The organism is Paenibacillus paludis, from assembly GCF_042610515.1.
GTDB lineage: Bacteria > Bacillota > Bacilli > Paenibacillales > Paenibacillaceae > Paenibacillus_AQ.
In genome coordinates this window covers 123,228-138,718 of the sequence record NZ_JBGJZP010000003.1, presented here as the reverse complement: position 1 = coordinate 138,718, position 15,491 = coordinate 123,228, and the positions used below count along the sequence as shown (strand labels likewise).

The 15,491-nt window shown below is 51.9% G+C and carries 16 protein-coding genes; 3 read left to right on the top strand and 13 right to left on the bottom strand.

What is annotated here, in order from left to right:
- Positions 1-58: 58 nt before the first annotated feature.
- The 12 genes from ACAN56_RS07215 to ACAN56_RS07160 all read right to left on the bottom strand — a co-directional run bounded on the left by ACAN56_RS07215 (position 59) and on the right by ACAN56_RS07160 (position 11,818).
- Positions 59-946, bottom strand: coding sequence for a PHP domain-containing protein (locus ACAN56_RS07215; RefSeq protein ID WP_379142046.1), 888 nt, complete (start codon positions 944-946; stop codon positions 59-61).
- Between the two features lie 22 nt (positions 947-968).
- Positions 969-1,538: a GNAT family N-acetyltransferase gene (locus ACAN56_RS07210; protein WP_379142044.1), complete on the bottom strand. Its 570-nt coding sequence runs from the start codon at positions 1,536-1,538 to the stop codon at positions 969-971.
- A gap of 85 nt (positions 1,539-1,623) precedes the next feature.
- Positions 1,624-2,523 (bottom strand): selenium metabolism-associated LysR family transcriptional regulator, encoded by a 900-nt coding sequence (locus ACAN56_RS07205; RefSeq protein ID WP_038590524.1) that lies wholly within the window; start codon positions 2,521-2,523, stop codon positions 1,624-1,626.
- An 87-nt stretch (positions 2,524-2,610) separates the two neighbouring features.
- The gene (locus tag ACAN56_RS07200; protein WP_076111283.1) at positions 2,611-3,048 is read right to left on the bottom strand and encodes a hypothetical protein; all 438 of its coding nucleotides are present in this window, start codon (positions 3,046-3,048) and stop codon (positions 2,611-2,613) included.
- A 115-nt stretch (positions 3,049-3,163) separates the two neighbouring features.
- Positions 3,164-4,132: a GGDEF domain-containing protein gene (locus ACAN56_RS07195; protein ID WP_379141627.1), complete on the bottom strand. Its 969-nt coding sequence runs from the start codon at positions 4,130-4,132 to the stop codon at positions 3,164-3,166.
- Complete coding sequence (locus ACAN56_RS07190) at positions 4,113-4,949, bottom strand: EAL domain-containing protein (RefSeq protein WP_379141625.1); 837 nt, start codon at positions 4,947-4,949, stop codon at positions 4,113-4,115. The genes ACAN56_RS07195 and ACAN56_RS07190 overlap by 20 nt, the downstream gene beginning before the upstream one ends.
- 585 nt (positions 4,950-5,534) lie before the next feature.
- Positions 5,535-5,798 carry a YlbG family protein gene (locus ACAN56_RS07185; protein WP_020432997.1) on the bottom strand — a complete coding sequence of 88 codons (264 nt, stop codon included), beginning with the start codon at positions 5,796-5,798 and terminating at the stop codon, positions 5,535-5,537.
- Positions 5,799-5,837: 39 nt separating this feature from the next.
- Entirely contained in the window at positions 5,838-6,278 is a 441-nt protein-coding gene (locus ACAN56_RS07180) for a YlbF/YmcA family competence regulator (RefSeq protein ID WP_038590509.1), read from the bottom strand.
- 46 nt (positions 6,279-6,324) lie between these two features.
- Positions 6,325-8,313: a helicase-associated domain-containing protein gene (locus ACAN56_RS07175; protein ID WP_379141622.1), complete on the bottom strand. Its 1,989-nt coding sequence runs from the start codon at positions 8,311-8,313 to the stop codon at positions 6,325-6,327.
- A complete protein-coding gene (locus ACAN56_RS07170) occupies positions 8,310-10,013 on the bottom strand; it encodes a DNA repair helicase XPB (RefSeq protein WP_379141620.1) in 1,704 nt (567 codons plus the stop codon). The genes ACAN56_RS07175 and ACAN56_RS07170 overlap by 4 nt, the downstream gene beginning before the upstream one ends.
- A gap of 125 nt (positions 10,014-10,138) precedes the next feature.
- Positions 10,139-10,570 (bottom strand): CBS domain-containing protein, encoded by a 432-nt coding sequence (locus ACAN56_RS07165; RefSeq protein WP_038590501.1) that lies wholly within the window; start codon positions 10,568-10,570, stop codon positions 10,139-10,141.
- A 78-nt stretch (positions 10,571-10,648) separates the two neighbouring features.
- Positions 10,649-11,818: a M20 family metallopeptidase gene (locus ACAN56_RS07160; RefSeq protein WP_379141618.1), complete on the bottom strand. Its 1,170-nt coding sequence runs from the start codon at positions 11,816-11,818 to the stop codon at positions 10,649-10,651.
- Between the two features lie 239 nt (positions 11,819-12,057).
- Between ACAN56_RS07160 and ACAN56_RS07155 the strand changes: the two genes are divergently transcribed.
- Entirely contained in the window at positions 12,058-12,405 is a 348-nt protein-coding gene (locus ACAN56_RS07155; RefSeq protein WP_038590497.1) for a YugN family protein, read from the top strand.
- The gene (gene ftsW / locus ACAN56_RS07150; protein ID WP_052092025.1) at positions 12,402-13,646 is read left to right on the top strand and encodes a putative lipid II flippase FtsW; all 1,245 of its coding nucleotides are present in this window, start codon (positions 12,402-12,404) and stop codon (positions 13,644-13,646) included. Before ACAN56_RS07155 ends, ftsW begins: the two co-directional genes overlap by 4 nt.
- 166 nt (positions 13,647-13,812) lie before the next feature.
- Here ftsW and ACAN56_RS07145 read toward each other — a convergent pair whose 3' ends face one another.
- Positions 13,813-14,178, bottom strand: a complete 366-nt coding sequence (locus ACAN56_RS07145) for an Asp23/Gls24 family envelope stress response protein (RefSeq protein WP_019911482.1) — start codon at positions 14,176-14,178, stop codon at positions 13,813-13,815.
- A gap of 155 nt (positions 14,179-14,333) precedes the next feature.
- Here ACAN56_RS07145 and cax point away from each other — a divergent pair, with 155 nt between their 5' ends.
- Positions 14,334-15,404 (top strand): calcium/proton exchanger, encoded by a 1,071-nt coding sequence (gene cax / locus ACAN56_RS07140; protein ID WP_038590495.1) that lies wholly within the window; start codon positions 14,334-14,336, stop codon positions 15,402-15,404.
- Positions 15,405-15,491: the final 87 nt, after the last annotated feature.

Here is a 15,491-nt window from a genome sequence, read left to right as displayed (position 1 = left end):
TTTCAGCTATTGTATTGACCCCTGTGGTTAATTGGATTAAGCAGGCGTACTTAACTCTCTATCCCTTCAGCCGCTCCAGCACATCGGCAGAAACCGTAACGCTTCCCAGATCACCGTGGAAGATCACACCCTGCCGCGCACCATGAAAATCCGAACCGCCGGTAACAACCAGGCCGAATTGTTCGGCCATCGCCAGATAACGCTCCTCATCGGCGGGAGTATGGTCGGAATGATAGACCTCAATGCCCCGCAGAGAGCTTCGGGTCAGAATACCGCGCACCAGCTCATCATCACCGTAGATGCCGGGGTGAGCCAGCACTGGAGTGCCTCCGGCTTCAATAATCCACTCACAGGCCAGCTCAGGCGTAATCCGCGGGGGAGAGACATATGCCGCCGCACCAGTTGCCAAATATTTATCAAAGGCCTCGCGCATATCCGCTGCCGCGCCCAGCCGTACGAGTTCATCAGCGATATGGGGCCGCCCGATACTTTCATCAGGCTTCAATTCGCGGCCGATCCCTGCAATAACATTGTCCAGCGTAATATTGATGCCGAGTCCGCGCAGCTTGCCGATAATAGACGCATTGCGCTTGGCACGGGTGTCCCTTTGCTCTGCAAGCCGCGAGAGAAACAGTTCCTGCTGTGTATCGATATAATATCCAAGCACATGAATCTCCTTACCTTCTGCACGGGTGCTGATTTCTACGCCGGGTACAACAGTAATCCCGTACTTCAGGCCCGCTTCCAGCGCTTCGGCAACGCCGCTTACCGTATCATGGTCGGTAATCGCTACTGCGGCCAGCCCTTTATGACGGGCAATCCGCACATTTTCCGCCGGTGGCTGCATCCCGTCCGAAGCCTGTGTATGGGTATGTAAATCACATCGGCCCTGTAATCCTTGTTTAGCACCATCTATAGGGTTGCTCGCTTCCACATCGTTCTCCATCATGCCACTCCTTGTCCCAAGTTTATAATGTGCCTGCAGACTGCCACTCTTCACGAAGAATCCCCATCTTTATGGCATCATAATATTCGCCCCGCACAATCCGCGCTTTGCGGACACGGGCTTCCTCCACCATCCCGCATTTGGCGGCCAACCCCATCATCCGGACGTTGCCGGACCAGGTGCCGATGCCGAGACGGACCGTATCCAGCGAATTGAACAGATATTCCATCCACATGCTGAAGGCTTCGGTACCGTATCCTCCAGACCAATAACGGGAGTCATAAATAGCAATTCCGATTTCAAACCAATTCGTGACTTCCGAAACCCAGTATCTGCCCACACTTCCCTTAATCTCGCCATCAATCTCGATAATCAAACGGTTCCGCGGTTTATCTGTACCTACAAGTGCCAGCATCCCGTTATATTTTTCCGCAAATTGTGCATAACTTACTTGCTCCAGCGGTTCGTAGGGACCATCCCATTGCAGAAACTCGCGATCTTCTGCCTCATAATAGAAATAATAGATTTTGCGGATATCCTCTTCCCTCAGGTCCCGCAAGACAACCTTCTCACCGTGCAGCAAAATGACCATCATCAGACTCCCCTATCCCACTATTTTAGCCTGCCTCTCAGCGTAAAACTCATACCTAAGAAATCCTCAGTACCATCCTAATCGCCTACCGGTCGTTCGCGTGCTGGCGCAAAAAGGTCAGAAACGTAACCGCAGAGATCGGCAGCAGCGTTGATTTTAGATGAATCGCATAGAATTGTCTCTTAAAAGAAGTATCTGACAGATTCACAATCTTCAGCAGCCCCAGCGTCACCTCATGCTTAACCGAGGAGGCTGAGATTATGGTCAGACCCAGCCCGGCCTCCACCGCTGATTTTACCGCACCTGTGCTACCCAGCTCCATTACGACTCGCATCGCGGCCGGATCCAGCCCCTTGGCTATCAGCTGTTCTTCCATCACCCGGCGTGTTCCCGAGCCCTGTTCGCGCAGCACAAACGGATACTCCAGCGCTTCCTCTAGTGTAACTTCATCCCTGTCTGCAAGCGGATGCTCACTGGGAACAATCAGCTTGAGCTCATCGCCCATGACCGGTTCAATCTCCATGTCGGGATGGGACACCGGCGCCTCGATCAGCCCAAAATTTAGCTGGTGTTTGTGAATTTCCTCCATGATCTGCGACGTATTCATCACTTTCATCATGATCGAAATATTCGGATACGCTTTGCCAAAAGGACCCAGCAGACGCGGCAGTACATATTCTCCAATCGTCAGGCTTGCCCCGAGCTGCAGCCGTCCCTCCAGCATATGGGTAAAAGCCGACATCGCCTGGTCTGTCTCCCGCATCAGCTGAATACTGCGCAGCGCGAAGGGCATAAGCGTCCGGCCGGCCTCGGAGAGCACAATTTTTTTACTCGAACGGTCGAACAGCTTGGCTCCGAAATAGTCTTCCAATGCCTGTACCTGCATCGTTACCGCCGGCTGCGTCATATGCAGTGTCTGGGCTGCAGCAGAGAAGCTGCCCCGTTCAGATACCGTATAAAAAATATGAAGCTGATGAAAATTCATGCACTCAAAGCCCCTTTATAGATCATAAATTATTCTAAAAAAGGCATGCAGCCACCCGCCGCATACCTTCTTTGTAATTGCTGTGCATTATTTGCGTTTGCGGCGCTTCTTCATCAGCTTCATGCGGCGTGAGTTGCGCAGACGCGAATAATAAGCTTGCAGGTCACGCAGTTGGGGAGTCGCGGAGATCCGCCCCAGATAAGATACGATTACCATAACATACAGCGGACGCCCGGAGAGGCTCGTTACATCTTCCAGCTCCTTAAATTCGGCAATGACTAACGTATCCTCGTCAATCAAATACGCGTTATGCTCCTTTTGCTGGTAAGGTTTGATCCGGTTTTGCTTCAGGCATTGCCACATCCATGCACTGAGTTGTCCGCTGTCACTGCTTTCCGGGTTAATCCGGTCCAGATAGCGGCTCTTGGCATGATTGGTAATCACAATATCAGCGACCCTGTAGTCATTCAGCATGATGTGGAAGGGTTCAAACGCCCCCCACCATTCCATCCCCTTGCCATGCATTATCATCACACTCCACCGAAAGGGTCTTGGCATGCTCTCTTATTGTTGTCAATCTTACCGCATTGACGCGGGTTGTTCAAGCACGCCCCTAGTCAGCGAATGCGGAATACCAGTGTTAGTTGCCGGACCCGCTTGCAATTCTGTCTGCGTCATCCACAAGACTGCTGCCTTTGATCATTTTGCATTTTTTCTTGATCCGCGCCGCCTCACCCGAAATGGCTTCGATGGAATCAAAACGCTGGAAGCGGTTGGTCACTATGGCGATGGAAATCGAGACGAGCGGAATTTCCTCCATCACTCCTGAGCGGCTTTCAGTCAACACATACTGCTGCGCAAGATGGCCAGTATGATAAAAGCCCTTCACCGCTGTCTCAAATTCCCTGATGATGATCCTGCAGCAATCCTCATAATCATAATTATTGATGAAAATGATAAAGTCATCCCCGCCGATATGCCCTAAAAAGCCCTCCAGACGCAGCGCACAGTGCTTTAAAATTTCCGCAGTCGCCTGAATCATCCGGTCCCCTTCCTTAAATCCATAGGTGTCGTTATAAGCTTTGAAATGGTCAAGGTCAATATAAAGTACGCTGAATTGCTCCTGCAGCAGTGATTTCACCATCCATTCATTGATGCTCAGATTACCCGGCAAACCGGTAAGTGGGTTCAGATAACTGGCGGCTACAGCCTGAATCTCGGCAAAATTAAGCAGCAAATCCCTTACACTCACGGCTCCGAACATTACACCTTCATGGATAACGATCACATAATCATAAAGATTCTCTTCATTTCTGTTCATTGCCAGCCTGCTGACCTCGGTGATCGGTGTTTTGTACTCTACGGCAAGCGGATTTCTGTCCATCACGAGCGAAACCGCTCTTCCCATATACAGCGTATAACCGTATAAAGTGCCTATCTGCTGGTAAAATCGGATTCTCATAATTAATGCTACCGGATGCCCGTTTTCGGTTACCGCCACTCCTTGGAGCTGGGGATTGCTTTTGAATATTTGATCCACGTATTCGCATTTATGCTGAGGGGAAATCTCCGGAATTTGCTCCGCGATTTCACCGATCTGAAGAAACATGCTTGTAGCCTCCTCTCACCGGAACTTTAATGATATCGGAGGGGAACGATCCATGCACTGGACGATGGACGGGCCTGCCCAGAGCGTACCCTTGACCGAATTCAATCCCCGCCTGCTGCAAAAATTGCAGCTCCCCGGCTGTCTCAATTCCCTCGGCGATCACCCGGGTCGATGAACGCTCGGCGTATTCCCGGACCAGCTCCAAAAGTTCCTGCTGTTCCCGGTTGCCCTGAATGCCGTGGATCAAAGACTTGTCCAGCTTGATGAATTCCGGCTTTAAATACACCAGTGTCTTCAAGCTGTTATACCCGGAGCCGGCATCATCGACAGCAATCCGGAAGCCCTGCTCACGGTAATGGGACAGCACTTTTTCAAAGCCTACATAATCCTGTACAGCCTGTCTTTCGGTCAGCTCAAAGACAATCCGCTCAGGTGACAAACCGAGCTCCTGCAGCAGTCCCAAGGTTTCTCCGCTTTTATGGCGGGCATCATTCAACACCCCCGGATGCACATTGATGAAGACAAGCCGTTCACTTTCCACACCTGATTTCGGAAGCCTCTCCACATACCGTGAAAGCGACAGCCTGCGGCAATCCTGCTCGAAGCGGAACATCTGCTCTGTCCGTCCGGCAAACTCATAGAAATGCTCTGTAGTCGGGAAATGTACCGAGCCAGGAGGCCTGTTCAGTGCCTCATGTCCGATGGTCCGTCCGGAAGACAGCTGCAGTATCGGTTGAAAAAAAGTATCCAGCCGTTTGTTATTCATAATATCCAGGAAGGCGGTCAATCTTCCCAGTTCCTTGATCTCACCTCTCATCCTTCCATTGAGATGCTGAAGGTATTGGGAAATCACCGATAATTTTGGGGGCATTGCCCACGGTTTAGTCATCATATCACCTATATGCTTTTCTACGTGAATTTTGTCACTCTCTTCCGAGTATAAACAGGAAATATTAAGCAGCGATAAAGTGACCGTCCTATACGCTCCATTTCCCTTTTAATATGACCGCTAAAGTCTTCAAGCTATATAAGTTGAACTTTAGATTTACCGGGCCGGCATAGAACGCAACTGCGGTGAATGTTTGGACTTCCGGCCGCTGTTGTCTACAGATTTCTTGATTTATACCGCTATTTGCGGTTGAAATCCGTAGACTGCTTATGCTTTCGAAGCGAGCTTTCCTTCGGAAAGCTTTCAGGCGGTCGCTATCGCTCCTACAGTTCCAAAATTCCCCTCCGCTGCTTTAGCCTCTAGCTAGTTCTTTAGTTCAACTGATATAGCCCGCCAACAAAAAAACCTCTGCCTGCAATGCAGGCAAAGGTTTAAGAGGAAAGCCAAAACAGGCGCATAAAAAAACAGGCGCCAGCGGCGCCTGTCATCCTTCTAGAGTTTCAGCTTCAGGAATTACAATCCGTAATAACGGGACTTGTCCGGTCCGTTACTGGTGTATTCCGTCTTCAACTCATTGCGGTAAGATCTTTCAATCTTGCGCACGTAGGAAAGTCTGCGGACATTCTTCATAACTTCCTCGGCGCGTTCCGCATTCACATACATGACCGCATAATGCATCTTCCGCGATACATAATGCAGTGTTCCATATTTTTCCAGATTACGCGCCGCCTTAACGTCGCTAACCCATACGATATATCCTGTCCGTTCCGCAAACATTAGCTCATCCGCCTTTCTTTCTCTCCCTCTCAGAGGCGCTTATCCGCAGGAGCATTTGCCTCCGCTGCCGCATCCGCCGCCCTTAGGATTCGGGTCATTGCTTGGAACCTTGATGCTCTCCGATACAGAGAACGCAATCGCTTCCGACATGGAATGAAGAATATCGTCCAGCGTCTTCTCGGCCAGCTTGAAGCGGGCAACTTCCTCGAATTGTTCAAGTTCCTGCTCCACCCGCGATACCTCATCCTTGGCCGAATGATAGTTCGGGTGAAAATGTCCGAACCGCTGTGTCTCTTCGAACAGCTCCTTCTTGTTCTGCAGCTGTTTGACCATGGCCTGGATTTCCGGGTTGCAATCTACCCGGCCTTTCCAGTATAAGTAATCCGACACTTCGGCCGATTGGTTAATCATGTCGCCTAATTCATAGGCGTATGTCAGCACTTCGGCCATATCGACCGTATTCAACTCCGCTACGCTCATGAACTTCAACTCTTTTCTACGTTAATGTTCTACCGTACACAGTAGACTACCTTATCATAACATAACCACTTGCTCCAGCAGAAGAAGAATTTCTCAGCTCCGCAGGAATCAGCAGCTTCATTTCATCCCAATCTCCCGGGTCCAGTTCCATTTCCGCATCACGAATCTGTGAATCGGAATCCAGCAGGCATCCGGAGACTCTCCATGGATGTCCGCTGATCCGCCCGGGAATAAAGTCGCAAACCTCATCTCTTATGGAAAGCCGGACTTTAATCCCCCACTTCAGCGCCTGCTCCATCACCTTTTGGGCCGTGGAGCCGTGATACTTCCGCCATTCCTTGATCCACATTTGCGGAACCTTTTCTTCACCGGTCCAATTGCTCTCTTCCACTTCAGCTGAGGACAGCGGTAAGGGCTGATAAACAGCTTCCCCGCCAAGGATTCCCCGCTTGGGGTCCGGGGCCGGGAGAACGAAGTCAGCTAATGGCAGGCCGGGATCGCCTAGATCAAATAGTTTTTGCTTCGCGCTGCCTTCCCTGCCGCCGATGATCCGCGGCGGGGCCATTCCGGCTGCCGCAAGCTCCTTGCGCACCTGCTCCACCTGATCACCCTGCACGATAAAATGAAGCGGGCCTACACAGGTGAGGCTGCTGCCAAGCCGGGGATGGGCGGCAATATCCGCTCCATCTGCCTCACTGCTGCAGGATAGCAGAATCACCTCGGAGAATACCGTTCGGCCAATCCCCTTTGCCCACTGTCTTAAAGATAGGTCCACCTGTTCCGGCAATCCCCCTTGTGCATGGGCAGCCAGCCAGGAAATCGCCGTCTCTGGCGACAGTCCCTGTTCAGCGGCATGCTCCAGCCTTTCCCGGGTCAGCCTGAAGCTCCACAGATCATCACTATGCAGCAGCTCCGCGCAACCGCCAAGCGTCCAGCGGATAGTGTATGGCACTTCCGGCGGCACCAGCACCTCGAAATCCGGCTGAACAATAAACGACTGAAGGGAGGAATCTTGTAATATCTGCTTCTCCACGGGCACTGGAGCATTCAGGTCTTCCACTGTCCCGGAGCCGGGAGCTGGCCTATCCACAGTGAACAGATTCACGCAGCCGTCTCCTGCTTCCCCGCCTGGATCGGGCGTAGGCTTGGAGTCCGTCCAGCGGAAGCACCAGTCCCCGTAATCACTATACCCCAGCTCGCACCAGCCAAACCCGGCCAGACAGCTAAACCATGCCAGACAGGAGGCCTCCACTCCTGTTTCAGGATAATCTGCCGCAAGCTTTAACTTATGCAACCTGTCCAGAATATCCGGCAGGGAGAACCATTGACCAGGCGCGAACTCTCCAGCGGAAATACAGTATCGAAAATGCTGCCTGACAGGCTCCTGCAAGCCGTAGCGGTTTAAGATCAGGTTATACAAAATATCGTTCATCTGCGGCTCATTGAGCGCAAACCACTGATCCAGCCTTTCCATCTCCAGCATATAAGCCTCACTCTGCCGGCTAATCAGTCCAAGCATGAGCATAAGATCAACCATAACCATGGCTGTCAGAGGCTGGGGCTCAGCATAAGCATCTCCGGGAATCAAACCCCGTAAATGCTCTTCGCGCAAAGAGAGCAGTGCTGCCAGACGGCTGATATTCTTCTTGTGGATCACACCTTTGGCAGTCAGAGGCAATCCTTCACGCGCTGTGAACACCAATGCACGAAACAGCTCACCCGGCAATCCGCTGCCTGCGGCAAGCTTGAGTGTTACCTTGTCGCCAGCCACTGGCAGCGGGCTCATGGAGAAGAAATGCTGGTGGATAGCTGCGAGCTGCCGCACGGGAATCTGATACAGCTTCTCCCCCCATATTTTCTGCCGCAGCTCCAGCATTCCAGCCTGACGAAGCTCCTTCAGTGCAAGCTGCTGCTCGGCGCGGCACAGGGTGGCAGGACGCAAGCTGTCTGCCTTCTCCACCGCAAAGGGCTGGGCCGCATGGACCGCGCATATCATTTTCAGCACTTCCTGCGCTTCGGGCGATAACCCGTTCATAAAACCGCCTCCTCTTGCGTGTCCACGCCTCTGACGGCGTAATCGTAGCCTTGCTCAGTCAGAAACAGCCGCCGCCGCAGAGCAAAATCCTGTTCTCTGCTGTCTTCCGAGACAAGTGTATAGAAATACGCTTTATTCTCACCCGGCTTCGGGCGCAGAATCCGGCCCAACCGCTGGGCTTCCTCCTGCCGTGAACCAAAGGCTCCCGAAACCTCGATCGCCACCGAGGCATCCGGAAGATTCACGGCAAAATTGGCCACCTTGGAGACCACCAGCACCCGCAGCTGCCCTTCATTGAAGGCAGCATACAATTGGCTTCTTTCCCGCTGTGGCGTTTTCCCAGTGATCAAGGGTGCCTGCAGGCTTTCGGCCAGCTGCTCCAGCTGATCCAGGTATTGGCCGATGACCAGTACAGCAGCACCGGTATGGGACTTAATGATCTTGGCGGCAGCTGCTGCCTTGGCCGGATTCCCGGCAGCAAGCCGAAACTGCTCTTTTCCGCCAGCATAGATATATTTGCTCCTTAAACCGGAGTTCATGGGTATCAACATCTCTATGCAATCCACAGCGGCGATCCAGCCCTCTTTCTCCAGAGACTTCCAGGGCAGATCATAACATTTCGGACCGATGAGGGAGAATACATCCCCTTCCCGCCCATCTTCTCTGACAAGCGTGGCGGTAAGCCCCAGACGGCGGGTCGCCTGTATATCCGCCGTAGCCCGGAATACAGGAGCCGGAAGCAAATGGACCTCGTCATAAATGATCAGTCCCCAGTTCCGTTCATTAAACAGATTCATATGCAGAAACGGTCCGTCTTTGGCCCGGCGAAACGTCAGTATTTGATAAGTTGCCACAGTGATTGGACGTACTTCTCTTTTCTCACCGGTATACTCCCCTACGGCATTTGCATCCAGATTCGTCCACCGCAGCAGTTCATCACGCCATTGTCCTACGGAGGTAGAGCTTGAAGTCAGAATCAGCGTCTCGCATTGCAGATCTTCCAACACAGCAAGACCTACAACCGTCTTGCCCGCACCGCAGGGCAGAACGACAACACCGCTGCCTCCCGTGCCCCCAATCCCCCGAAACATACGGACAGCTTCCTTCTGATAATCCCGAAGCCCGAATGATGCTTCCGGTTCCAGTTCCAGCCCCTCTGCTCCCCTCCAGGCCAGACTTAAAGTTTGCCCTTCACGATAACCGGCATAATCCAGCACAGGATAGCCCAGCCTGGTCAGCTCTTGCTTCAGTATCCCGCGCTGTTCAGCGGGACAGACGCTTTCCTGGGGGAGGTGCCTCCGCAGACCCAAAGCCTGTAAGGACTGGTTCACTTCCAATTCATCCAGCAGTCCGGGTTGATTGGCACGTAAAATAATATAGCGGGGATCCCCCATATGAGCATACAGTTCCAAGCTGCCGTACCGGGACATCAGCTCACCAATCTCCTGCTCCAGTTCGGCAGGAAGCCCCCAGCGGGAGAGCTTTTTCAGGCTGGAAATAATGTTCTCCGCTGTATGACCGGAAGCGGCGGCATTCCAGAGCGACAATGGTGTAATCCGGTAGGTGTGGTAAGCGGTTGGGCTTTTGACCAGCTCCGCGTAATCCGCCAGTGCTATTCTTGCGGCCTCGAACCTGGGATGAGCGCAATCCAGCAGGATTGTCCGATCTTTCCGGGTGATGCAGGGCCCTGTTCCATTCATCGAATCCCTCCTGTGCTTATGTCATGTTCAACCTGAGTTGGGTTATGTATCCCGTATCCTCCCCGCAGGATAGCGGAAAAAGCCCATCTCCGCGCCAGCGGACATGAGCTTCCCTTGTATTCTTATCAATGCAGCTGCCGCTGCGAGATTTCGCTTAGCGCTTCTCCCGCTTCGTCCGCGAAGATACGCTTCACCGCCAAATCGCCGAGCGATACGATGCCGATCAGCTTCTTCCCCTGAACCACCGGCAGGCGGCGGACTTGTGCTGAAGCCATGAGTTCAGCCGCCTCGTCCACAGATGCAGATTCGGAAACAGTGATGACCTCTTTGCTCATCACCGTTTCCACGGAGGTTGATCCGGAATGCTTGTCCGCATAACCTCTAAGCACAAGATCCCGGTCTGTAATTACGCCAATCAATGTTTCTCCATCATTAGAATCAACTACGGGAACAAATCCGGTGTCATAGTCTCTCATTTTGACGGCAACCTCATATACATTATCCAGCAGTGTAACCGTCGCAGTATGCGTGGTCATTACCTCTTTGACTGTCTTCAAGAAGCCTTCCTCCTGTCATGTCGCTATGTTATACGGGAGTAGGGTTTCCTCAATGTCTTCAAATTATACGATAAAAGATTATTCGTTCAGACAAGAATCAGCCATTGCCACCAGCAGCTTGGCGCCATGCAGCATGGCCTCTTCGTCAAAATCGAATTTGCTGTGGTGATGCGGATAAACCGCCCCTTTATCCGGATTGCCTGCACCCACAAAGATGAAACAGCCGGGAATCTCTTTGACATAATACGAGAAATCCTCCGCCGGCATAAGCTTCTCCATAAGGATAACATCTGCGGAATCACCCAGTGCCTCAGGAGCCACCCGGAAAAAACGGTTGAATTCCGCTTCATGATTGACCAGCGGCGGGTAACCCATGAGGTAGTCGATCTTGGATTCCGCACCATATGCTGCGGCTATAGAGGCTGTAAGCTCTTCGATTCTCCGCCGGATTAAGTAACGCGTCTCCTCATCAAATGCGCGTACTGTTCCGGTTATCCGGCAGCGTTCCGCGATGATATTCTGGGCAGAGCCTCCCTGGATCGTTCCCACGCTGACAACAGCGGGACATAGCGGATCAACGGAACGGCTGACAATGCTTTGCAGTGCAGTGACAAGCGCTGCACCGGCCACAATGCTGTCGATGGTGCGATGGGGCATGCCGCCGTGTCCGCCTTTGCCGGTAATATCAATAAAAAACTCATCGGCAGAAGCCATTAGCGGTCCGGGGGCACTACCGATGGTGCCCAGTGGAAGCGGAGTCCACAGATGCAGGCCATATATAGCATCTGCCCCCTCCAGCACACCTTCGGCAATCATGCCCTGAGCTCCGCCGGGGCAAATTTCTTCCGCCGGCTGGAATAGAAACCGCAGTTCTCCTGTGATCTCTTCACGGCGGGTGCTGTAATACGAAGCAGCGGCGAGCAGCATGGCTGTATGCCCGTCGTGGCCGCAGGCATGCATGACCCCTGTATTCTGTGAGGCATACTCGCTGCTGTTCTCCTCCGTGATATTCAGGGCATCCATATCCGCGCGCAGGACCACTGCTTTGCCTGGCCGCGTTCCCTTAAGGATTCCTGTCAGTCCATAACCGGCTCCGCTTCTTCTGACCTCAATTCCGAATTCGGCCAATCTGGCCGCTACATAAGCTGACGTCTCCTTCTCCTGGTATGACAATTCCGGATGACGGTGCAGATGGCGGCGCCATTTCACCATTTCCGGAAGCAGTTGTTCGATTGCTAACCTGTCCATATTTGCTCCATTCCCTTCTCCCGATAACCCGCTCCGGCCAAGACAGCAAGCGCTCCGCATCTTCATATCCCGGCCGCAAAGAGCTATATTTCTTTTATTGTAGCAGAAACGCAAAAAAGTGGGTATCTCCAGGCCCCGCCTGCCCTTGCGCAACCTTGGGAAACATACTATCATGAGGTAGACGTCTATAATTGCGATCAGAAATAATCATTATACTTCATAAAGGGGATATGTGCGCTATGATATTTGAGAACACGGGCCTCGTAGGATTGAAAAGCGATCTTCTCTATCTGGACGAAAGCGCGGCCAAGGCCGGGTTCATCCGCTGGCAATGGGAATACTATCGCGCCACTTACGACTGTAAGATCGAAGATCAGCAGAACGGCGGAGAATACTTCCTGCGGATCAATACGCGCGCTGTCGAAGGAAAGCTGGAGAAGCCGGATACCATACTTGCCATTGAAGCCGTTTACTTGGGCAAAGCAACCTTTCCCCATGGCCTGGAGTATACATCCCCTGTGCCGCAGCCTGTACTGGACACTGCCGCTAAGCGGATACTTGAACTGAAAGAGCTGTTGGAAGCTTGAGTAGCGTAAAGGGAAAGACAACCAAAAAAGTCAGCCTGCCCAAAAGAGGAACACCCGACTTCCAACTGCTTATTCTCACTTTGCTCCTTGTCGGCTTTGGACTGGTTATGGTTTTCAGCGCCAGCTCCAGTCTCACTCTGGCCAGTCAAAAATTCGGCAATGATTCGTTGTATTTTGTAAAAAAACAAGTTGTCTTTGTCATACTGGGAACCATCGTCATGTTTACGGTCATGAATATCCATTACAGCAAATTCAAAAAATGGTACGTGCCCATCTTCATCCTTACCTTGATTCTGCTGCTTGTAGTGGCTTTTACGGAGCGTATCAACGGTGCAAAAAGCTGGCTGAGCATCGGGAAGCTGGGCATCCAGCCTACCGAACTGGCCAAACTCTCAATTATCCTTTATTTATCTGCACTCATTTCCAAAAAAGGCGAGCGGCTAAGGGATTTGCGCACCGGTTATATTCCGGTGATGGTCATTGTGGGAATTGTGGCCGGTCTAATTATGATGCAGCCGGATCTGGGCTCCTGTCTTATTCTGGTGGCTACCAGCGGGCTTGTCATTTATGCCGGGGGGGCCAGTATGAAGCATATTCTCGGTTCAATCGCCTTGCTAGTGCTGGGGGTTGGACTTGTCATGGGGGCAAAGACAGCAATTGATTCCTTGTCCCCGCCTACAAGTGAGAACATAGCCGCCAATGATTACAGAAAAGACCGGATTTCAGCCTTCCTGGATCCGGCTCAAGATGCTTCAGACAGCGGCTATAATATCATGCAGTCTTTGATTGCCCTCGGAGAAGGCGGAACTACAGGCTCCGGATTTGGACAAAGCGTGCAGAAGCTTCATTACCTGCCATATCCGTATACTGACTTTATATTTGCGATAATCGGGGAGGAACTGGGGTTTGTTGGAACCTCCATCTTTCTCCTGCTGTATCTGTACTTTATCTGGCGAGGCATTCTGATTGCGCTCAGGTGCACCGATCCCTTCGGCACACTCGTTGGCATCGGAGTCATGGGGCTGATCGCCATCCAGGCCTTTGTCAACATCGGCGGGGTGACGAAGACGATTCCGTTGACGGGGGTAACCCTGCCTTTCATCAGCTATGGCGGTTCCTCTCTGCTTGTTTCCATGCTGTGCATGGGAATCATGCTCAGCATTTCGAGAGAAACCAACCGTCCCGCCAAGGAGGAGGTCACGAAATCCGTGACCACTGTAAGAGGTGTCCGGGCCCGCTAAGGGTACATAAGAGGAACTCTTGGTTAAATCAAGCTGAAACGGAAGGATAATTTATAGAGTGAAGCATATAAATTATTATATTTACAAAAAGGCAGTCCGGAGAGAACCTCCCGGACTGCCTTTTTGTCATGCCCCGCGACTCACTTGGAGAGACGGGAATAACCGCTTACGAAATTTCGTCATTCTTGAAGGCTACGCCTTCCACTTTGACATTAACCTCAACAATATGAAGCCCTGTCATGCTCTCCACTGCTTCGCGCACATTCTGCTGAAGCATCCGGCATACCTCGTGGATCGGAGTTTCATAGAGAACAATAATACGCAAATCAACTGCGGCTTCAAGCTGTCCCACTTCAACGGTAACACCCTTTTGCACGTTTTTACCGCTCAGACGCTTAGCCCAGCCTTCTGACAAGCCGCCTGACATGGCCGCAATTCCCGGAGTCTCCAAGGCAGCCAAGCCGGCAATTTTCGAGACGACATCATTTGATATCCGTATGTTTCCCATTTCCAATTGAAGTTGTTCCGCCATGCCATATCCCCCCTACACTCATTATCAATTATTGTAATTCGAAAACAGGCTAAAAAGCAAATGACTTTCTATCATGCCCGTTTACACACTGGATCAATTTGGTTATATTGAATTATGAATTCAACCTACATATACAAGACTGGAGTGTGCCACACTTGAAAAAATGGATTTCACCTTCGCTAATGGTCATTACTTTCCTACTTAGCGCAATTGGTCACTATGCAAATTGGGACCACACCCTTCAGTTCGTGGTATCTGCCATCGCCGTCATTTTTGTGGCAGGCTTCCTCGGAAGGGCCACAGAAAGCGTAGCCCACTACGCCGGTCAGCGGCTCGGAGGTTTTCTTAACGCAACCTTCGGCAATGCGGCCGAACTGATCATCGCCTTCTTCCTGGTCAAGGAAGGGCTGTATGACATGGTTAAAGCCTCTCTCACCGGTTCGATCATCGGTAATCTGCTGCTCGTTCTCGGGCTCAGCATCTTTGCCGGCGGCATGAAATTCAAGGTTCAGAATTTCAATGTCACGTTGGCCGGACTGAACGGTTCCTTGATGATCGTGGCCGTCATTGCCTTGTTTGTTCCCGCTATGTTCTTCAACACCCACTCCATCACGGAGAAGGACACCGATGTGCTAAGTCTTGTTGTCGCCGGGCTGCTTATCGCTGCGTATATCGCCTGGCTGGTCTTCTCTATGATAACACACAAGAAATACTTGGAGGATGTCACTGTGGACGGCGACGAAGAGCTGCCGAACGAGCATGCGCCCGTCTGGTCGAAGAACAAATCCATTCTCTATCTTGTACTGGCTACAGTGATGGTCGCTTTTGTCAGTGAATGGCTGGTGGGGACGCTAGAGACGTTAACCGAACGTTTCGGGTTCAGTGAGCTGTTCGTCGGTGCATTCCTTGTGGCGATTATCGGTAACGCCGCGGAGCACAGTGCTGCGATCATGCTGGCGATGAAGAACAAGATCGGTGCCGCCGTGGAGATCGCCGTCGGCAGCAGCCTGCAGATCGCCTTGTTCGTAGCCCCCGTTCTGATCTTTGCCAGCTATTTTATGGGCGATACGATGGATATTGTGTTCACCATCATCGAGATCGTCGCCATCGCCGTCTCTGTGTTTATTGCTAAATCGATCATACAGGACGGTGCGACCAACTGGTACGAAGGACTTCTCCTGCTCGTTGTTTATATGATTCTGGGTGTCTCTTTCTACCTGGTATAAGGTTGACCCCGCGAGAAGCTGCTACACTTCATACGAAACAAAAAACGCACATGAGCGGCCCGGCGGTCCTCATGTGCGTTTTTATAA